16 protein-coding genes and 2 pseudogenes are annotated in these 18,034 nt (G+C 72.9%); 7 read left to right on the forward strand and 11 right to left on the reverse strand.

Annotated features, from left to right (window positions below; translation table 11 throughout):
* The first annotated feature begins 76 nt into the window (after positions 1-76).
* A complete protein-coding gene (locus tag OHS71_RS30670; protein ID WP_328482567.1) occupies positions 77-253 on the forward strand; it encodes a hypothetical protein in 177 nt (58 codons plus the stop codon).
* Between the two features lie 4 nt (positions 254-257).
* Here OHS71_RS30670 and OHS71_RS30675 read toward each other — a convergent pair whose 3' ends face one another.
* From OHS71_RS30675 to OHS71_RS30685, 3 genes and pseudogenes are all read right to left on the reverse strand, one after another.
* Complete coding sequence (locus OHS71_RS30675; RefSeq protein ID WP_328484695.1) at positions 258-2,123, reverse strand: ABC transporter ATP-binding protein; 1,866 nt, start codon at positions 2,121-2,123, stop codon at positions 258-260.
* A 276-nt stretch (positions 2,124-2,399) separates the two neighbouring features.
* Positions 2,400-2,846, reverse strand: a complete 447-nt coding sequence (locus OHS71_RS30680) for a hypothetical protein (protein WP_328482568.1) — start codon at positions 2,844-2,846, stop codon at positions 2,400-2,402.
* Between the two features lie 251 nt (positions 2,847-3,097).
* Positions 3,098-3,841, reverse strand: a pseudogene (locus tag OHS71_RS30685) (ATP-binding protein); the annotation flags it as partial.
* A 234-nt stretch (positions 3,842-4,075) separates the two neighbouring features.
* Between OHS71_RS30685 and OHS71_RS30690 the strand changes: the two are divergent.
* The 3 genes and pseudogenes from OHS71_RS30690 to OHS71_RS30700 form a co-directional block, all read left to right on the forward strand.
* Positions 4,076-4,936 carry a helix-turn-helix domain-containing protein gene (locus OHS71_RS30690; RefSeq protein WP_328482570.1) on the forward strand — a complete coding sequence of 287 codons (861 nt, stop codon included), beginning with the start codon at positions 4,076-4,078 and terminating at the stop codon, positions 4,934-4,936.
* Positions 4,937-5,212 carry a DUF397 domain-containing protein gene (locus OHS71_RS30695; protein ID WP_328482571.1) on the forward strand — a complete coding sequence of 92 codons (276 nt, stop codon included), beginning with the start codon at positions 4,937-4,939 and terminating at the stop codon, positions 5,210-5,212.
* A gap of 168 nt (positions 5,213-5,380) precedes the next feature.
* Positions 5,381-5,557, forward strand: a pseudogene (locus OHS71_RS30700) (SAM-dependent methyltransferase); the annotation flags it as partial.
* Between the two features lie 255 nt (positions 5,558-5,812).
* Here the strand turns inward: OHS71_RS30700 and pdxR are convergent.
* From pdxR to OHS71_RS30720, 4 genes are all read right to left on the reverse strand, one after another.
* A complete protein-coding gene (gene pdxR, locus OHS71_RS30705) occupies positions 5,813-7,300 on the reverse strand; it encodes a MocR-like pyridoxine biosynthesis transcription factor PdxR (protein ID WP_328482572.1) in 1,488 nt (495 codons plus the stop codon).
* A 292-nt stretch (positions 7,301-7,592) separates the two neighbouring features.
* Positions 7,593-9,080, reverse strand: coding sequence for a glutamate synthase subunit beta (locus tag OHS71_RS30710; RefSeq protein WP_328484696.1), 1,488 nt, complete (start codon positions 9,078-9,080; stop codon positions 7,593-7,595).
* A 224-nt stretch (positions 9,081-9,304) separates the two neighbouring features.
* Positions 9,305-9,784, reverse strand: a complete 480-nt coding sequence (locus OHS71_RS30715) for an anthrone oxygenase family protein (RefSeq protein ID WP_328482573.1) — start codon at positions 9,782-9,784, stop codon at positions 9,305-9,307.
* Between the two features lie 140 nt (positions 9,785-9,924).
* Complete coding sequence (locus OHS71_RS30720) at positions 9,925-10,632, reverse strand: DUF2293 domain-containing protein (RefSeq protein ID WP_328482574.1); 708 nt, start codon at positions 10,630-10,632, stop codon at positions 9,925-9,927.
* A gap of 148 nt (positions 10,633-10,780) precedes the next feature.
* Here OHS71_RS30720 and OHS71_RS30725 point away from each other — a divergent pair, with 148 nt between their 5' ends.
* A complete protein-coding gene (locus tag OHS71_RS30725; RefSeq protein WP_328482575.1) occupies positions 10,781-11,422 on the forward strand; it encodes a uridine kinase in 642 nt (213 codons plus the stop codon).
* Positions 11,423-11,653: 231 nt separating this feature from the next.
* Here the strand turns inward: OHS71_RS30725 and OHS71_RS30730 are convergent, their stop codons facing one another.
* Positions 11,654-12,781: a magnesium and cobalt transport protein CorA gene (locus OHS71_RS30730; RefSeq protein ID WP_328482576.1), complete on the reverse strand. Its 1,128-nt coding sequence runs from the start codon at positions 12,779-12,781 to the stop codon at positions 11,654-11,656.
* A gap of 279 nt (positions 12,782-13,060) precedes the next feature.
* Between OHS71_RS30730 and OHS71_RS30735 the strand changes: the two genes are divergently transcribed.
* Positions 13,061-13,855, forward strand: a complete 795-nt coding sequence (locus OHS71_RS30735; protein ID WP_328482577.1) for a methyltransferase — start codon at positions 13,061-13,063, stop codon at positions 13,853-13,855.
* 106 nt (positions 13,856-13,961) lie between these two features.
* Here the strand turns inward: OHS71_RS30735 and OHS71_RS30740 are convergent, their stop codons facing one another.
* Both OHS71_RS30740 and OHS71_RS30745 read right to left on the reverse strand, forming a co-directional pair.
* Positions 13,962-15,077 (reverse strand): carbohydrate kinase family protein, encoded by a 1,116-nt coding sequence (locus tag OHS71_RS30740; protein WP_328484697.1) that lies wholly within the window; start codon positions 15,075-15,077, stop codon positions 13,962-13,964.
* A gap of 122 nt (positions 15,078-15,199) precedes the next feature.
* Positions 15,200-16,108, reverse strand: coding sequence for a pseudouridine-5'-phosphate glycosidase (locus OHS71_RS30745; protein WP_328482578.1), 909 nt, complete (start codon positions 16,106-16,108; stop codon positions 15,200-15,202).
* Between the two features lie 98 nt (positions 16,109-16,206).
* Here OHS71_RS30745 and OHS71_RS30750 point away from each other — a divergent pair, with 98 nt between their 5' ends.
* Complete coding sequence (locus tag OHS71_RS30750) at positions 16,207-16,635, forward strand: VOC family protein (protein WP_328482579.1); 429 nt, start codon at positions 16,207-16,209, stop codon at positions 16,633-16,635.
* Here OHS71_RS30750 and OHS71_RS30755 read toward each other — a convergent pair.
* Positions 16,626-17,987, reverse strand: a complete 1,362-nt coding sequence (locus OHS71_RS30755; protein ID WP_328482580.1) for an MFS transporter — start codon at positions 17,985-17,987, stop codon at positions 16,626-16,628. The two genes, OHS71_RS30750 and OHS71_RS30755, sit on opposite strands and share 10 nt — an antisense overlap.
* Positions 17,988-18,034: the final 47 nt, after the last annotated feature.

Here is an 18,034-nt window from a genome sequence, read left to right on the forward strand (position 1 = left end):
CAACTGCCCGAGCCGTTCGACCTCCCAAGAGCGTTAACTCCTACAAGCGTGATGTTCAACGGAGGTAGGTGGCGTGATGGTGAACGGGCGAACAGTGCTCGAACGCTTTCCCGCGGGCGGGCCGCGCGGCTCCTGGCCGGCGGAGGAGTTCGCGCATGCCCGGCGCATGGAGGGGCTGGCCGCCGAGGTCGTCATGGACCTCGCCTCGGACACCTTCCTCGTGGTCGTCCGCGGCGGCGACAGCCCTCGGTGAGCCGTCAGCCCGCCTGTGACCGGGCGGGCACCTGCCCTGTGAACTGCTCGGCCTGAAGCGTGTACAGCTCGGCGTAGACACCGCCCCCCGCCAACAGCTCGTCCGGCGTCCCGGACTCCACCAGTCGGCCCTGGTCCAGGACGTGCACCAGGTCCGCGTGCCGGACCGACGCCAGCCGGTGGGTGATCAGCACGACCGTCTGGCCGCTGCCGGCCAGCGCGCGGATCTTCTCGAACACCTCCAGCTCGGCCCTGGCGTCCAGGGCCGCCGTCGGCTCGTCCACGATCAGGACGCGCCCACGCCGGTAGGCCGCCCGGGCGATGCCCAGGCGCTGCCACTGGCCGCCGGACAGCTCGTGACCGCCGCTGAAGTGCCGGGCCAGCAGGGTGTCCAGACCGCGGGGCAGGTCCGCGACCACCTCCTGGGCGCCCGCCTCGGCGATCGACGTCGCGAGCCTTTCCTCGGTGAGCTGCGCGGCGGAGCGGCCGATCGCGACGTTGACCCGGGCTGTGAACGGCCACCGCTTGAAGTCCTGGGCCACCATCGCGATGCGCTCGGCCAGCCGGTGCCGGTCCGCGTCCGCGGCGTCCACGTCGTCCCACATGATCCGCCCCCGGTCCGGCTTGTACAGGCCCGCCAGCAGCTTCACCAGGGTCGTCTTGCCGGAGCCGTTCTCGCCGACGAGCGCGATGATCCGGCCCAGGGGGAGCGAGAGGGTGACGTCGTCGAGAGCCGGGCGCGTCGACTCGCCCGGATAGCCGAAGGTGACGTTCTCGAAGCGGATCTCCCGTGGCTCCTCCGGCAGAGCCGCGCCGCCCACCGGGATCGCCCGTTCGGCGGCTTCGGTATAGAGGCGTTGCAGGTCGCCCACGAACAGGGCCTCCTCGTGCAGCTGGTTGACCTCCAGGACGAGGGTGTTCAGGCTCGCCGAGCCCCCGCGGATCGCGATGACGGCCGTGCCCGCCACCGCCAGCGCCATCGTCCCGGTGAGCAGCAGTCCGCCCAGCGTGGCGTACGTCGCCAGCGTCGCAAGGCCCGTCCAGGTCGCTGCGAACAGTCCCGTGCGGGCCGCGAGCCGGGCCAGCCGCGCCTGCTCCGCCTCCGCGGTCTCCGACATCGCCCGGAAGTGCCGCAGCAGGAAGGGACCCACGCCATGGACGCGGATCTCGGGCGCGGCCGCCGGCTCGGTGAGGAGACCGGCGATCAGATGCCCCGCGCGCGCGTGCTGCACCCAGGTGTGGAAGGACTCGTAGCGGCGGCGGGCATTGGTCAGGGCGCTCCAGGCGCTGGGCAGCGTCATCGTCACCAGCAGCGGCAGCAGGAGCGGGTGGAGCACGGTGAGGACGCCCGCCGACGCGGCCAGCGAGATCATCGCGTTCACCACGCGCGTGCCGTGGCTGATCATGTAGCGGCTGGAGCGGGCCCCGTACTGCGCGGTGTCCAGCAGCTTGTGGAAGGCGTGGTCCTCGATCGCGGCGAGTTCGACCGCGGCCGCCCGCTCCAGATACAGCTCGGTCGCCACCCGCTCCACCTTGGGCTCGAGCCGCCCGGTGGCATACGTCGACGTGGCCCGCAGCAGCGTCCCGGCCAGCAGGACGACGGTCATGACGACCAGGGCGGGAGCGGCCGCGCGCAGCCGGTCCTCGATCGGGCCGCCGGCGATCAGCCGGCCCAGGACGGCGTTCATCGCGAGCAGGCCGACCGCCTGCGCCGCACCCCGGGCGATCTCGGCGGACAGCACGATCCGGGCGGCTCTCGGATCGGCCTGCCGGGCCAGGCGGAGGCTGGCGCGCAGCAGGGACGGCAGCCGGGTCACCATGGAGCGGACGTTCAGTTCCAGGAAGGCGTGGCCGTGCTGGTTCCAGCCCATGTCGTAGCGGAGCGGGCCGCCGAAGAGGAGCCGCTCCGACTCGGACACGTCACGCTCGTCGGGGCCCTGCGGCCTGCGCGCCTTCCCCGTCTTCCGGGCCGTCCCCGCCTCGGCTTCCCGAGTCTCTGCCACCGCCGGCCTCCCCGATCGCGATCGTCGACGAACGGCCACTATCGCGGGATGTGCGGAGTGAGGGCAGGGCGCGGGAGGGGAGAGCCGGGACGCGCGGGCGTGCGCCCGGACGGCGCCGGGGCCGTCCTGCCGAGCGGCGGTCGGCTACGCGCTGATCGCCCGTGACCAGGTGGGCGTCGTGCCCGTGAGGCGGCACAGGGCCAGGTACAGGGGGATCGGCGGGGTGTACGGAAGCGTGCCGTCCGGTCGGTGCACCAGGCCGGGAAGCCGCGGCGAGTCCGCGAGCAGCGCACCCGTGGCGTAGTGCGCGGGCGCTGGCCATTCCAGGGCGTAGTCGGAGTCGGCGGGGACCAGCCACCACCAGCGCGTCTCGTCGGCGTAGACGCAGCCCACACGTGGCAGACGCGGCATGAGCAGCGGGCCGAGACGGGCGGGTACGGACACGGCGTCGCAGCCCAGCGGGGCCGTCATGCCGTCGGGCACGGTCAGCCGGCGGGGTGGCTCGGGGGCCGGGGCGCAGCCCGGCCCGCGGCGCAGCCGGACCAGGGTGTCGAGGGTGAGCAGCGGAGACCGGCCGGAGGCGGCGCTCATATCCTTCCCCGCTCGCGCCCGTGCGGGAGGGCGCCGGCGGGGAGGCCGCCGGTCCATCCGTCGCGACCGCCCTCGAGCCCAGCGGGGGTGCGGTTCCATTGCGGTGCGACGCGGAGGGACCGACCGTCGGGTGCGGGTGCGGGTGCGGGTTTGGCGGAGGCCGCGGGGACGGGTGCGCCCGGCGGCACGGGATGCGGTCGTCTCACCGTCGGCCGGGGCAGTGCCCGGTGCCACTGCTCGGCCTGCTCGCCCTCGTCGCCCTGCCCGTCGGACGGCTCCGGCTTCGGGCGCGAGCCCCAACCCAGGTCGTTGCGGGGCCCGGCCGGGTCGGTGTGCGGCTCGGAGGAGGTGTCGTGGACATCGTCCAGGCTGTCGAGGAGCTCACCGAGGTCGGCGTGGTACTGCTCGGCCGGGTCGAGGCCGAGGCCGTGGCAGGGTTCCGCGGGGTCGCGGGACAGGTCGGCCCAGACCAGCAGGCCGGGCCCGTGCTCCTGGGCGCCCCAGGCGTGACAGAGGGCCTCGACGAGGAGCAGTCCCCGCCCGTGCTCCTCCTCGGGCCGCTGCGGGGAGGGATGAGGCTCTCCCGGCGCGCACCCCTCGTCCCGCACGACTATGCGCACCAGGTCGTCGCCGTCGTGCAGCTCGCAGACGACGACGTCGCTCGCGGTGTGCACGATCGCGTTGGTGACCAGCTCGGATATGACGAGGGCGGCGGTGTCGCAGGTGTCCTCGCACACCGCCCAGCCGTTCAACCGGGCCCTCGTCAGGCGTCTGGCCTGGGCGGGGGAACCCGGATGGGCGGCCAGCTCGAATCGAAACCGGCGCTCGACGACGGTCTGGTCCGGGCCTGCCGCCTCCCCCGTTCTCGAATGCGCTCGAGCGGGGATACCCCCATCGGCGCCGAGACCCTGGGGGCGGCCTGCGGCGGCGTCTGTTCCTAAGGGCGCGGGCGGAATCACGCTTGCCACTATCTCCCCGCCGTGCACACTTGGCAAGTGTCACTCTGAAAAATGCAGAGTGCTGTGTGACGCGGTGAGGGGCCGTGGCACACTGCACGCAACAGCACGTTGAACGGCGCCAGTTGGGATCGCCGAAGATCCGTACGGCTCGTACAGATTTTCGAACAGGTCATCGAGTGGCGCCGTAGGGCTGTCGGGAATCTTTCCGTGACCGGCCGGCCGGGGCCTGTGGGCCCCCGTGGCCGGCCGGGCTCTTCGTGGAGGTGGAGCGTGAGCGAACCGCGGTCCGCGCCGACGGTCGGACAGGTCGTCCTCGGTCGGCGTCTGCTGGACCTGCGGGAACGCGCCGGGCTCAAGCGCGAGGAAGCCGCCCGCATCCTGCGCGTCGCGCCCGCCACGGTCCGCCGCATGGAGATGGCCGAGGTCAGCCTCAAGATCCCGTACCTCCAGCTGCTGCTGAAGGCATACGGGGTCACCGACGAGGAGGCCGAGGGCTTCGTCCAGCTCGCCGAGGACGCGAACAAGCCGGGCTGGTGGCAGCGGTTCCACGACGTCCTGCCCGGCTGGTTCTCGATGCACGTCAGCCTCGAGGGCGCCGCCGCCCTGATCCGCCAGTACGAGCCCCACTTCGTGCCCGGCCTGCTCCAGACCGAGGACTACGCGCGTGGTGTCCTGAAGTCCGGCGCCATCGGGCAGACCCGCCCGGAGGACATCGAGCGCCTCGTCGACCTGCGCATGCAACGCCAGGATCTGCTCACCCGTCAGGATGCGCCCCGGATGTGGGTCGTGATGGACGAGACGGTGCTGCGTCGCCCCGTCGGTGGTCCGGAGGTGATGCGCGCGCAGATCGACAAACTGCTCGACGCCGCGAAGCTGCCCCACGTGACGCTGCAGATCGCCCCGTTCGTCAACGGGCCGCATCCGGGCACGTACGGGCCCTTCGTGCTGTTCCGATTCGCCATGCCGGAGCTTCCGGACATGGTCTACAGCGAGTACCTGACCGGCGCCGTCTATCTCGACGCCCGCAGCGAGGTGGCGACCCACCTCGAGGTCCTGGACCGCATGGCGGCGCAGGCCGCTACAGCACATCGCACGAAGGAGATCCTCCGGGATCTCCGCAAGGAGTTGTGAATGAACCGCATCAAGACCCAGTCCAGGCCGCGGATCCGCGCTCAGCGGATCTACAACGGCATGCCCGCCCGGGAACTGGGCAGCGAGGGCTGGCAGAAGCCGTGGAGCGGCGGCAACGGAGGCAACTGCCTGGAAGCGATGAAGCTCGCCGACGGCCGGATCGCCGTCCGGCAGTCCACCGACCCCGACGGGCCGGCGCTGATCTACACCCCCGACGAGATGACGGCCTTCATCGAGGGAGCCAAGGCGGGGGAGGCGGACTTCCTGCTGTCCTGAACAGACCTGTCTGACACTTTTTCAGCGCACCTTCGCCCGCCTCCGACTGTCTTCGCCCCACCACAACCGTCCGCACCTCCACTGACGACTTTCCCTGTTCGACACTCAACTCTTTAAATCTGGTACTGACTTGAACACTTTCCGCATCTCATGCTTACGGAGTGCCTCATGACCGGGCAGGACCCGCTCGGCGCCGTCGAGATCGACACCAGCAAGCCCCACCCCGCCCGGATGTACGACTGGTACCTCGGGGGCAAGGACAACTACCCCGTCGACGAGGCGATGGGGCGGCAGATGCTAGCCCTCGACCCGCGAGTGCCGGTGATGGCACGAGTCAACCGGGCACGCCGAACTCGGTGAACCGGTGCCGGGCCAGGACGACGGCGTGATCCCCGGGTACGGGGCGGTGGGCCGCAAGGCCTGAGGCCATGCCGTGGGGGCGTCCGCCGGGCGCCCCCACGGTGTTCCGCCATGGCCGGCGGCGGTGGACGGCCTCACGCGGCTGAGCCGAGTGGCCGAGCAGCGCGGCAGAGCGGGGCGGCGGGCGGTCGGGGCGGTCGCTGGTCCCCGCCCCGTACCCACGGGGCAGCACGGCCTGCCTCACACGGCGATGCCACGCTCCGTGTCCGGCAGACGTGTGTCCGCCGGGAGGATCCGGCACAGCGCGTCCAGCGCCGCCCCGTAGGCGTGCTCCGGCGGGGTCGCGTAGCCGACGACCAGCCCGTCCTGCGGTGCCATGTCGCTCTCCGGGTGCCGGAAGGCGGCCAGGCCGTCCAGGGCGACTCCCTGCGAGGCGGCCGCCTCGAGCGCGGACCGCTCGCTGCCGGGCGGCAGCCGCAGCACCGCGTGGAGCCCGGCCGCGACCCCGGTGATCCCGACGTGCGGCGCCCGCGCGACGAGCGCCTCGACCAGCCGGTCCCGGCGACCGCGGTAACGCTGCCGCATGCGCCGTACATGACGGTCGTACGCCCCGGACGCGATGAGGTCGGCGAGGCTCAGCTGGTCCAGCACGCTCGCCCACGCCTCCCGTTCCCCCTTGGCCGCGAGGACACCGTCCACGTACCGCTCGGGCAGCACCATCCAGCCCAGGCGCAGCGCGGGTGACAGGCTCTTGCTCACCGAGCCGACGTAGATCACGCGCTCGGGATCGAGCCCCTGGAGGGCGCCGACGGGCTTGCGGTCGTAGCGGAACTCGCCGTCGTAGTCGTCCTCCAGAATCACGCCGTCACGCGCGCGTGCCCAGTCGATCACCGCGCTCCGGCGGCTCGCGTGCAGGGGGCCGCCGGTCGGGAACTGGTGCGCGGGGGTGAGCAGGACCGCCCGCTCGCGCGCCAACCGCTCCACACGTGCCCCGTCCGCGTCCAGCGGCAGCGCCGTCGTGCGTACGCCCGCCGAAGCCAGCAGCCCCCGATGGAAGGCCAGGCCGTACGCCTCCACGGCCAGCGGACCGCGCAGGACCCCGCCACCCGGGGTGAACAGCAGACGCAGCGCATGGGCGAAGCCCGAGCAGATCACGATGCGTCCGGGCTCGGTGCGCACGCCACGCGCGCGTGCCAAGTACCCGGTGAGGGCCTCCCGCAGTTCCCGGCGGCCGGCGGGATCACCGGGCCCGAACACCTCGTTGGGCGCCTGCTGGAGGGCCCGCCGGTAGGAGGCCAGCCAGGCCGCGCGCGGGAACGAGGAGGCGTCAGGGGTGCCCTGCCGCAGGTCGTGCCGAGGACCACGCGCGCGTAGCGGTGCCCTCTCGGGCGGATGTCCGGCCGGTCCCGAGGACTCGGCGCTCGGCCGCTGCCCCGAGAGCGTGGACGACGCCCCCACGGCGACCCGCGTGCCTGATCCCTGCCGGGCGGTCAGCCAGCCCTCCGCGACGAGCTCCGCGTACGCGTCGGCCACCGTGTTGCGGGCGACGCCCAGGTCGGCGGCGAGGGAACGGTACGGCGGCAGCCGGGTGCCGGGAGGCAGGCGTCCGCCGCGCACCGCCTCCCGCAACGCCCGGATCAGAGCGGCCCGTCGACCGCCGGGACCCGTCAGCTCCAGGTGCAGGTCGGCGCCGATCCGCTCCGCGGCATCGACCCACGAATCCGCCATGGAATCGAACCCTACCGGCAGTCTCTGCCGCCCGTGGGAGGAGGAGCAGCAAGGGTGCGCCGACGCCCGGGCCAGGGCCTGTCGTGTGGATCAAGTCGCGCGTCGCGGGGTGTGGCACGCACATCTGCGACGTTGTCGTCGGTCGCCGCCCCCCACTCTCGGCTTCGCTCGACCGGGGGGACCCCCATCGCGTCGGCTCTCTCCTCCGCCTTGCAGATGCACGCACCACACCCCGCTCGGGCCGGCCTGCAAGGCACCGTGAGTCGGGCCGGCCTGATCCGAACGACAGGTCCTAGACGCTCATCGGCCGGTCGTACGGCCCGATCGGCATCGGCAGCCGCGAGCTCCCCGTCAGATGGCGGTCGACGGCCGACGCCACCGCCCGCCCCTCCGCGATGGCCCACACGATCAGCGACTGCCCGCGCGCCGCGTCCCCCGCGGCGAACACACCGGGGACGTTCGTGGCGAAGGCGCCGTCCCGCGCGATCGTGCCGCGCGGCGCCAGCGTCACCCCGAGCTGCTCGACGAGACCGTCCTCCCGGTCGGGCCCGGAGAAGCCGAGGGCGAGCAGGACGAGGTCGGCGGGGAGCGCCCGCCCGGTGCCCTCCACCGGCCTGCGCCGCTCGTCGACCTCGACGAGATGCAGCGACCGTACGTGTCCGGTCTCGTCGCCGGTGAAGCGGAGCGTGGACGCCGCGAACAGCCGCGCGTCCGCGTCGGCCGCCGGCGCGGACTCCAGGTCGCGCGCCTCCTCGTGCGCCGCCGAGAGCCGGTAGACCTTGGGATACGTCGGCCAGGGGTCGGTGTCCTCGTCGCGCTCCGCGCCGGGCTGCGCGTAGATGTCCAGCTGGGTCACCGAAGCGGCTCCCTCACGCACCGCCGTGCCCAGACAGTCGGCGCCCGTGTCGCCGCCGCCGACGATGACGACGTGCTTTCCCGCGGCGGACATCGGGGACGCCTTCAGGTCCCCCTCATTGACCCGGTTGGCCAGCGGCAGATACTCCATCGCCTGCTGGATGCCGGTCAGTTCCCGGCCGGGGACGTGCAGTTCACGCCACTCGGTCGCGCCGGTGGCGATCACCACGGCGTCGTAGCGGACCCGTAGATCCGCGGCCATGACGTCCCGCCCTATGGTGGTCGAGGTGCGGAACTTCGTGCCCTCGGCCCGCATCTGCTCGATCCGCCGCTCCAGGTGGTGCTTCTCCAGTTTGAAGGCCGGGATCCCGTACCGCATCAGTCCGCCGATCCGGTCGTCCTTCTCGTACACGGCGACCGTGTGCCCTGCGCGCGTCAACTGCTGTGCCGCGGCGAGCCCGGTGGGACCGGAGCCGATCACCGCGACCGTCTTGCCGGACAGCCGGTCCGGTGGCCGCGGTGGTGTGAGGCCGTCGGCCCAGGCCCGGTCGGCGATGGCGACCTCGACGTTCTTGATGGTGACGGCCGGCTGGTTGATGGCGAGAACGCACCCCGCCTCACATGGTGCCGGGCACAACCGGCCCGTGAACTCGGGGAAGTTGTTCGTCGCGTGCAGCCGGTCGCCCGCCGCCCGCCAGTCCTCCCGGGACACCAGGTCGTTCCACTCGGGGATCAGATTCCCGAGCGGACAGGCGTCGTGGCAGAACGGAATGCCGCAGTCCATGCACCGGTCGGCCTGCCGGCTGACGATGGGCAGCAGCGCCCCGGGGACGTACACCTCGTCCCAGTCCCGGACCCGTTCCTCGACCGGTCGGCGTGGCCAGTCCTCACGGGGGGTGGTCATGAATCCCTTGGGATCGGCCATGGGCGTCTTCCTCGCGTACGCGTACGACAGGCCGAGCGTCATCGGGCGGCACTCTTTCGGCCACGATACGTCCGGTCGGGCCTCCACGCAGAGTGGGCGACAGCGCTTTCTCCACTGGGCGTACGGGCGTAGGGGCGTCCAGGCGTCCGGGGCCGGCGACCGGGTCCGGTGTCCGGGGCCGGGGCCCGAGCGCAAGTCCGTGCCGGGTCCGGGTCCGGGTCCGGTCAGACGAGGGCCAGGACGTACACGAGCGCCGAGGCGGCGGAGGCGACCGCGCGCACGTGGTTCCACCGTGTCCACTGGCGCAGGTAGGCCGGCCAGTAGGTGACGGCCTCCGGCGTGCCGGGTTCCAGCTTCGCCAGCGCCTCGTTGCGCGGCACGTTGGCCATCACGGTCACCCCGAACGCACCGCACAGATACAGCGCGCTGCCCAGCAGCAGGTGAACCGCCCCGTCGTCCGGCCACAGCACGAACGTCACCACTACGATCACCGCGCACAGCGCCGCAGCACCGAGGAAGAGGACCATGAAGGCCGGTGTCGTCGCCGAGGAGTTGATCGCGTTCATCGCCGCGACACCCTGCGCGGGCGGCAGGGCGGCGAGCCCTCGCATCACCAGGACCGAGAAGGCGCAGAAGACCCCGGCCATCAGTCCCGTGACCAGAGCGCCCAGCACCGCGAGCACCAGATACGGTCCATCGATCATGACAACGTCAACTCCCACCCGTCGAGTCGGGATCCTGCCCCGTACCGCCCTTCACCTCAAGTGAAATCCCGCTCATGATCGACGGCCATGGCCGGGACGCGCGACGGCATGCGCGGACGTCCACGGGACCGGCCTCCGCGCTACGCGACCGCCGCGTCCGTCCCCTCCCCACGCCACGCCCGCATCCGGGCCTCCACGTCCGCTGCGATCCGCCGACGGGCCTCGTGCCGCGGCACGCCGCTCATCAGCAGCCGGTCGTACGGCGTGTCCAGATGGCGTACGGACGCCACGACCGCGCAGACGACAGCTCCTTCGGACAACGCCCGTCCGGCGGCACTGCGTCCCACCCGGCCACTGCCCCGCAGGGAGGCGTGTGCCGCTATCCCGCGTGCCCGGTCCTCCGGGCAGCCGGGGAGCAGGCGCAGGATCTCCGCCGCGAACGCCTCCGTGAAGCGCGCGTCCTGCGCCGCCCGGCGCCGCGCGTCCCGTGTGCGGCGCCGCCGCCGCGCCTCGTCGTCCGCCAGGCACCGCTCCTCGGCCCGCGCGAGCGCCGCCTCCTCGACCAGGACGCCCTGACGCTCGTAACGCCCCTTGCGGCGGTTGAACCGGACCACCACCGCCGACAGCCGGCTCTCCTCCCGCGATCTGCGGGTCAGCGCCGTGTCACCGCGAGGCACGAACACCAGGTGCCCCAGATCGGCACAGTCGAGACAGCGTGGCGCGGCCTCCTCCAGAACCAGCATCGACAGCGGCCCGCGACGGCATCCGGCGCAGTACTTCCGCCGAAGCGGCTGGACGACGAGAAGTCCGGTAGGGGACGCGGAGGTGGTGAGGGCTGCGGCTGCCATAGCGGCTTCATTCCCCTTCCCGGACGCGGCAGCACCTGGTCACGGGCCTACTCGTCCGGGGCATCCGGCATCCACGCATCCGGCATCCACGTATCCGGGCATCCACGCATCCGGGCATCGAGGCGGCCGGACCGGTGCCTGACGCATCATGGGCCGTGTGCGACTCGAAGCGATCACCTGGGAACGGCTCGGCGACGCCCTCGCCGAGCGGCTGCTCGACCTGAAACCGGCCGACGGCGGCGCCTGGCCGCGCATCGCCTTCGACGGCGCCCCGGCGGCCCGACCCGCAGACCTCGCCGAGCGTGTCGCCGAGGCGCTGCGCGTCCGCGGCCGCCCTTCGTATGCCGTGGACACGCACGGTTTCCTGCGCGCGGCCTCCCTCCGCCTGGAGTACGGCCGTCACGACGTCGAGGCCTACTACGACGGCTGGTTCGACACCGGCGCCCTGTGGCGCGAGGTGTTCGGTCCCCTCGAACCGGGCGGCGACGGGCGGATCCTGCCGGATCTCCGGGACCCCGTCACCGACCGTGCGACCCGCAGCCCGCACGTCCGGCTCCCGGCCGGCGGCTTCCTTCTCCTGCACGGCCCCCTTCTTCTGCGGCACTGGTTCCCCTTCGACCTGACGATCCACGTCCTCCTCTCCCCGGCGGCCCTGCGCCGACGCACCCCCGAAGCCGATCACTGGACGCTGCCCGCCTTCGAGCGCTACGCCCAGGAGACCGATCCCGCCGCCGTGGCCGACGTCGTCGTCCGCGCGGACGACCCCCGCCACCCGGCCTGGGGTGGCTGACCCGCACTGCCGGACCGCAGGACGGCAGCGGCCGCCACCGGGCCGGACACACGGAGGGACACCCGATGGTCATGATCGGCCGAGCCGGTCATGTGTCCCGCCCCGCCCGAGTCGCCGCCCGCCTCCCCGCACCGGGAGCGTCTGCTCCAGTCCGCCCCGGCCCGCCCGCCGCTGTCAGGGGCGGCCGCCGGCCGGACGGGCGCGGCCGCCGGCCGGACGGGGCGGGGTCGCTCAGAGCCAGCCGTTGCGCCTGAAGCCGCGGTACAGGACCCAGCAGGCGACGGATATCACGCCGATGACCACGGGGTAGCCGAACCTCCAGTGCAGCTCCGGCATGTTGTCGAAGTTCATGCCGTACACGCCGCAGACCATCGTCGGTACGGCGATCACCGCGGCCCAGGCGGTGATCTTCCGCATGTCCTCGTTCTGGGCGACGGTGACCTGTGCCAGGTGCGCCTGAAGGATCGAGTTGAGCAGTTCGTCGAAGGCGGCGATCTGCTCAGTGGCGCGCAGCAGATGGTCGGAGACGTCCCGGAAGTACGCCTGTATCTCCGGGTCGACCACCCGGACCGGCCGGTCGGCGAGGTCCAGGAGCGGACGGGAGAGCGGCACCACCGCGCGCTTCAGCTGGAGGAGTTCACGCTTGAGCTGGTAGATGCGCCCCGGGTCCGCGCGTGCGCCGTTCGCCGCGAAGACGTCGGTCTCGACCTGGTCGATGTCCATCTGCACCGCGTCGATGACGTTGAGGTAGTCGTCCACCACATGGTCCGCGATCGCGTGCAGCACCGCCGACGGTCCCTTGGCCAGCTGCGCCGCGTCGGATTCCAGCTCCTCCCGCAGCGGGCCCAGCGAGCCGTGCCGTCCGTGGCGCACCGTGATCACGAAGTCCCGGCCGACGAACACCATGATCTCGCCGGTGTCGACCACTTCGCTGGTCGCCGTGAGCTCCTCGTGCTCGACGTAGCAGACCGTCTTGAACACCGCGAACAGCGTCTCCCCGTACCGCTCGACCTTCGGCCGCTGATGGGCCTCGACGGCGTCCTCGGCCGCCAGGGGATGCAGGTCGAAGAGTTCGGCGATGCCCGCGAACTCGTCGTTCGTCGGCTCGTGCAGACCGAGCCACACGAAGCCGTGACCGCTCTTGCGCACCCGCTGCACCGTGTCCACCAGGTCGCCGCCGTGCGGGGCACGGACCCCCTCCCGGTACGTCACGCAGTTCACGACCGAGGAACCGAGCGGGGATCGCGCGGGATGGCTCAGGTCGACCCGCGGGCGTCGCCGGGCCAGCCGCGCCACCCTGCGCAGGCCACCGACCCTCCCGAGTCCGGTGACCTTCCGCAGATTCCCTGCCATGGTCATCTGGGTCTCCTTGCGTGAATCTCCGTGTCGCGTTCCTGCGCCCTGGCGAGCCAGTCTGCCAGGCCCGCGCAGACCGCAGGTAAGCCTGTGGAAAGGGCAGGTTCCGCTTTGTTCCCGCCTGTGGACGGCCCGTACCCCGCTCGGTCCGCGAGACCGGAGGCAGCCCTTCCCGGTCCGGCCACCCGCGTCGCCGCCGTACCGGAGCCCGGCTGTCCCCGCACTCCGATCCCGGCCGCGTCGACAGCGCCGGGCAAGCGGGACAACTGGGATGATCGACACATGACGCGATCCGACGGGTACCTGCTCGACAACCGGCAGTCCGAGGCGGGGGAGCGCTTCGACGCCTTCGCCGCCCTCTTCGACGCCACGACGTTCCGCCACCTCGACGGGTTCGGGATCGGAGCCGGCTGGCGCTGCTGGGAGGCCGGCGCCGGGGGCACCTCCGTGGTGTCCTGGCTGGCCAAGAAGGTCGGGCCGACGGGCAAAGTCCTGGCGACCGACATCGACACCTCCCGGCTGACGTCGGCCGCCCGCCCGCCGGTCGAGGTACGCGTGCACGACCTCGGTGTCGAGGAACCGCCGATGGAGGGCTTCGACCTGGTGCACGCCCGGCTCGTCCTGGTCCATGTTCCCGACCGGGAGCGGGCGTTGCGATCCATGGCCAAGGCCCTGCGACCAGGAGGACGGCTCCTGATCGAGGACGCGGACCCAGCTCTGCAACCTCTGCTCTGCCCCGACGAGCACGGTCCCGAACAGCAGTTGGCGAACCGTTTGCGGCACGGCTTCCGCAAGCTGCTCGCCGGTCGCGGCGCCGACCTCTCCTACGGTCGCAAGCTTCCGCGCCTGCTGCGTGAGGCCGGGTTGACCAGGGTCGAGGCCGACGCCTACTTTCCCGTCACCTCGCCCGCCTGCGCGGCCCTGGAGTCCGCGACGGTCCGCGAGATCCGCGGCGAGCTCGTCGAAGCGGGACTCGCGACGGACGAAGACATCGACCGGCATCTGGCGAACGTCGCCGCCGGTGGCATGGACCTGGCCACGGCTCCGATGATCTCGGCCTGGGGACGCAAGGGCTGAGACGCGGGCGCTGAGGCATCGGGCGCGAAGTGGCGGGGCCGGTCGGTGGCCCCTTCCCGACACGGTGACCTCAGGCGGTGCCTATGGGGTGCCTCATGCGGTGACCTCAGCGGATGTCGACCCTGCCGCGCGTCGGCGCCGTCTCGTCATCCGGCGTGGGTGGTCTGCCGCCCACGCGTTCCACCGCCTGAGCCCCCGCCCGGCACCCCTCGGACACCGCGGCCTCCGGGTCGGCGCCCGTGAGCAGCGCCGCCAGGAACGCTCCCGTGAAGGCGTCACCGGCGCCCGTGGTGTCCGAAGGCGCCGCCGGAGCGGCGGGAACGCGGGCGAGGACGGTGCCGTCGCGGGCGACCAGCGCACCGTCGGCACCCTGTTTGGAGACCACCAACGGGACGAGTCGACTCAGTGCGGCCGCCGCGCCCACCGCGTCGGGCACCCCGGTCAGCAGACAGGCCTCGTCACGGCTCGGCAGCAGGACGTCCACGTCCTCCACCAGCGACAGGAAACGGTCGACGCCCAGCTCCACCAGGAAGCCGGCCGACGCCGGGTCGAGACTCACCGGCACTCCACGCGCGCGTGCCGACGCCGACGCCGTACGGACCAGCGCCCGCCCGGACTCGGAGAAGAGGAGGTAGCCCGACAGGTGCACTCGGCCGACCCCGTCGAGAAGCACGTCCGACCAGTCGCCGGGGCCGAGCCGCAGGGACGCGCCGCTGTCGGTGAGGAAGGTCCGCTCGGCCGCCGCGCCGGTGTCCACCAGGCAGATCACCGTCCCGGTGGCCGCCTGCGGGTCGACGACCAGCCGGGGCCGTACCCCGCAGGCGGTCAGCTCCCGTTCGTGCCAGGCCGCCGCGTCCGCGCCCACCCGGCCGAGCAGCCGCACATCGGTGCACCCCCAGTGGGCCGCCCAGCACGCCACGTTGGCGCCCGCGCCGCCCGGCAGGGTCCTGATCACGGAGGCCGTGTCCGTCCCCGATGCCAGCGGCCCCCGATGCCGGGCGACGATGTCCGTCACGACGTCCCCCACCACCAGCAGCGCCCCGCTTACCGGACGCCCGGCGGCGAACACCCCGGCCGCCCCCGTTGCACCCGAGCCCGAGCCCGATCGGGACCGGGACCCGGTACCCGAGCCGTGCCCCGGTTCGGGGCCGGACTCCGCTCCAGGCCTTGAGCCGTGCAGCGTCCCCGGCCCGGACTCCGCTCCCGAGCCTGAGCCGCGCATCGCCGCCCAGCCGGACCCCGCTCCGGACCCCGCCCCCGATCTGGACCCCGCGCCCGCGCCCGCATCCCGGGTCACGGCATCCTGGTCGTCGTGACCGTCGGACGTCCCGTCCGGTGGGGCGGTCATGCCTCGGCCCACGCCGTCGCGATCCGGGCCGCCAGCCGCACGTTGCCGCGCACCGCGGCAAGATTGGCGCTCAGGGACGCGCCGTCGGTGTGCCGGACCAGGTAGTCGAGCAGGAACGGTGTGACGCCCTGGCCCGTGACGCCGGCCTCCTCGCACGCGTGCAGCGCGTCGGCCAGCACCCGCGCGTGCAGTCCGGGATCGAGCTGCTCCTCCTCGGGAACCGGGTTGGCGACGATCAGTGCCGACTCCGGCATGGCGAGCGCGTCCTGAGCCCGCATCACCTCGGCGACCTGCCGCGGGTCGGACACCGTCCAGTCCACGGGGTGTCCCGAGTCGGACAGGTAGAACCCGGGGAAGCGGTCGGTGCCGTACCCGGCGACGGCGACGCCCAGCGTCTCCAGCCGCTGCAAGGTCGCCGGCACGTCCAGGATCGACTTCACCCCCGCGCACACCACCGTGATCCGGGTGCTCGCCAGCAGCCCCAGGTCGGCCGACTCGTCCTGGGTGACCGTCCACTGCCGGTGCACCCCGCCGAGCCCGCCGGTCGCGAACACCCGTACACCCGCGCGCGCCGCCAGCAGGGCCGTCGCCGACACGGTGGTCGCCCCGCTCGCCCCCGAGGCCACGGCGAGCGGCAGGTCCCGATGACCCAGCTTGCGGAATCCGTCCTCGTTGGCGACCCGCTCCAGCTGTTCCTTGTCGAGGCCCACATGGGGTCGCCCGTCCAGCACGGCGATCGTCGCCGGCACGGCGCCCCCCGCGCGTACGACCGCCTCCAGCTCCAGCGCCACCTGGAGGTTGCGCGGGCGGGGCAGCCCGTGCGAGATGATCGTGGACTCCAGGGCCACCACGGGTTGACGCGCGTCGACCGCGTCCCGCACCTCTTCCGACACCACCAGCACCACGCGCCCGCCTCCTGTCGTCGGTCTCCCCTCATCTCTGGCGGGCGGCGCGCCCGGCCAAACCCTTGCGGCCTGTGGGGCAGGACACCAGCCTGGGAGGTATGACGGACAACACGACACGTCTCGACCACGTCGTCCTCTGGGTGCGTGATCCGGTGGCAGCCGCCGAGTTCTACGCGAAGGCCGTCGGCCTGGAGCCCGTCCGGCTCCAGGAGTTCGCCGCCGGCGAGGAACCGTTTCCCTCCGTTCGCGTCAGCGAGGAGGCGCTCCTCGATCTCATGCCGTTGTCGATGGCGGAGCGGATGACGATGCTTCCCGGCGCCGCCGAGAGCTCCGGGCACCCCGTGAACCATGTGTGCCTCGCCCTGCCGAAGACCGGGTTCGACGCTCTCCGCGACCGCCTGGAGGAGCACGCCGTCCCGGTCTCGGACGTCTCGCACGGCTCCTTCGGAGCACGCGGCGACGCCACCCGCAGCTTCTACTTCCGCGACCCGGACGGCAACGTCGTCGAGGCGCGGCACTACGACTGACGCATGTCCGGCGGGCTGCCCGCGGCGGTCCTGCCCGTGCCTCCGTCCGCGTTCCTGTCCGGGTTCTCGTCCGGGTTCTCGTCCGGGGCCCTGAGCGCGCCGCGGGTGAACAGCACCAGGGCGGCCGGCGGCAGGAGCAGAATCGCCGCGGAGGCGTTGAGCCAGGCGTAGCTCGCCTGCGCGACCACGAGCCCGGCGATCGCTCCGCCGACCCCCGCCGAGGTGTTCATGGCGAGGTCCGAGAGCCCCTGGGCGGCGGCCCGCGCGGACGGGGGCACCGAGTCGGTCAGCAGCGCGGAACCCGACACGAGCCCGGCCGACCAGCCCAGCCCGAGCACGAACAGCCCCGCGGCGGTCTGCCCGTGGCTGTCGCCCGCCGTGCCGGCCAGGAACAGCGCGACGGCCAGGAGCCCTGCCGCGAGCCCCGCCACCGAGAGCCGCCCCACCCGGTCCGCCAGCCGTCCCATCAACGGCGCGAACGCGTACATGCCCGCGATGTGCCCGCTGATGACCAGCCCGATCAGATCGATGCCCGCGCCGTGGTGGGCGAGGTCGAGCGGGGTCATCGACATGACCGAGACCATCGCGGTGTGCGACACGGCCACCGTCACGAGTGCGAGCCGCGCGCGGGGCGAGGCCGCGACGGCCGTCAGACCGGCCCGCAGGGAACGGGCTCGTGGGGACCGCTCCTCCTCCGGCGCGAGCGCGCGGGCCGTCAGCAGCGGGTCGGGGCGCAGAAGCACGGCCACCAGGACCGCCGCCACGACGAAGATCCCCGCCGCCCACAGGAAGGGACCCGCCGCCGCGGGTATCCCGAGTCCGGCGGCACTGCGGCCGGCCGGCGCGGCGATGTTCGGGCCGAGCACCGCGCCGATGGTGGTCGCCCACACCACGTTCGAGATGGCTCGGGCCCGACGGTGAGGCTCTGCCAGGTCGGCGGCGGCGAACCGGGCCTGGAGGTTCGCCGAGGAGGCCGCGCCGAAGGCAGCCATGCCGCACAGCAGCAGCGGGAAGTCGCCGGCCCTCGCGGCCGCCACGACGACACCCGCGCCGAGGGCTCCGAGAAGATAGGCCAGCACCAGTCCCGGCCGGCGCCCGCGCCTGCTCATCAGCGCGGCCATCGGCATCGACAGCACGGCCGTACCGGCGACGGTGGCGGTGGGCGCCAGCCCGGACAGCGCCTCGGTGCCGCTGACCTGCCGGGCCAGGACGGTGGCCAGTGCGATGCCGGTGGCGACGCCGAGACCGCCGAGGATCTGGCTCACGATCAGCACCGCGCTCGTGCGGCGCCGCAGAGCGGGCAGGGACGCGGCGTCGACGGGCGAAGGGGCGGCGCGCTCGACGGCCGTCAAGGACCGCTCCTCACCGTCGCACGGCCGTACCCACGACCTGGGGATGT

The sequence above is a fragment of the Streptomyces sp. NBC_00377 genome, from assembly GCF_036075115.1.
Classification (GTDB): Bacteria; Actinomycetota; Actinomycetes; order Streptomycetales; family Streptomycetaceae; genus Streptomyces.

Excerpts from the sequence above, each read along its gene's own strand:
- OHS71_RS30670 (WP_328482567.1), top strand. The coding sequence starts at position 77 with ATGGTGAACGGGCGAACAGTGCTCGAACGCTTTCCCGCGGGCGGGCCG.
- OHS71_RS30675 (WP_328484695.1), bottom strand. The coding sequence starts at position 2,123 with ATGGGCTGGAACCAGCACGGCCACGCCTTCCTGGAACTGAACGTCCGC.
- OHS71_RS30680 (WP_328482568.1), bottom strand. The coding sequence starts at position 2,846 with ATGAGCGCCGCCTCCGGCCGGTCTCCGCTGCTCACCCTCGACACCCTG.
- OHS71_RS30695 (WP_328482571.1), top strand. The coding sequence starts at position 4,937 with ATGAACCGCATCAAGACCCAGTCCAGGCCGCGGATCCGCGCTCAGCGG.
- pdxR (WP_328482572.1), bottom strand. The coding sequence starts at position 7,300 with ATGGCGGATTCGTGGGTCGATGCCGCGGAGCGGATCGGCGCCGACCTG.
- OHS71_RS30710 (WP_328484696.1), bottom strand. The coding sequence starts at position 9,080 with ATGGCCGATCCCAAGGGATTCATGACCACCCCCCGTGAGGACTGGCCA.
- OHS71_RS30715 (WP_328482573.1), bottom strand. The coding sequence starts at position 9,784 with ATGATCGATGGACCGTATCTGGTGCTCGCGGTGCTGGGCGCTCTGGTC.
- OHS71_RS30720 (WP_328482574.1), bottom strand. The coding sequence starts at position 10,632 with ATGGCAGCCGCAGCCCTCACCACCTCCGCGTCCCCTACCGGACTTCTC.
- OHS71_RS30725 (WP_328482575.1), top strand. The coding sequence starts at position 10,781 with ATGGGCCGTGTGCGACTCGAAGCGATCACCTGGGAACGGCTCGGCGAC.
- OHS71_RS30730 (WP_328482576.1), bottom strand. The coding sequence starts at position 12,781 with ATGACCATGGCAGGGAATCTGCGGAAGGTCACCGGACTCGGGAGGGTC.
- OHS71_RS30735 (WP_328482577.1), top strand. The coding sequence starts at position 13,061 with ATGACGCGATCCGACGGGTACCTGCTCGACAACCGGCAGTCCGAGGCG.
- OHS71_RS30740 (WP_328484697.1), bottom strand. The coding sequence starts at position 15,077 with ATGCGCGGCTCAGGCTCGGGAGCGGAGTCCGGGCCGGGGACGCTGCAC.
- OHS71_RS30750 (WP_328482579.1), top strand. The coding sequence starts at position 16,207 with ATGACGGACAACACGACACGTCTCGACCACGTCGTCCTCTGGGTGCGT.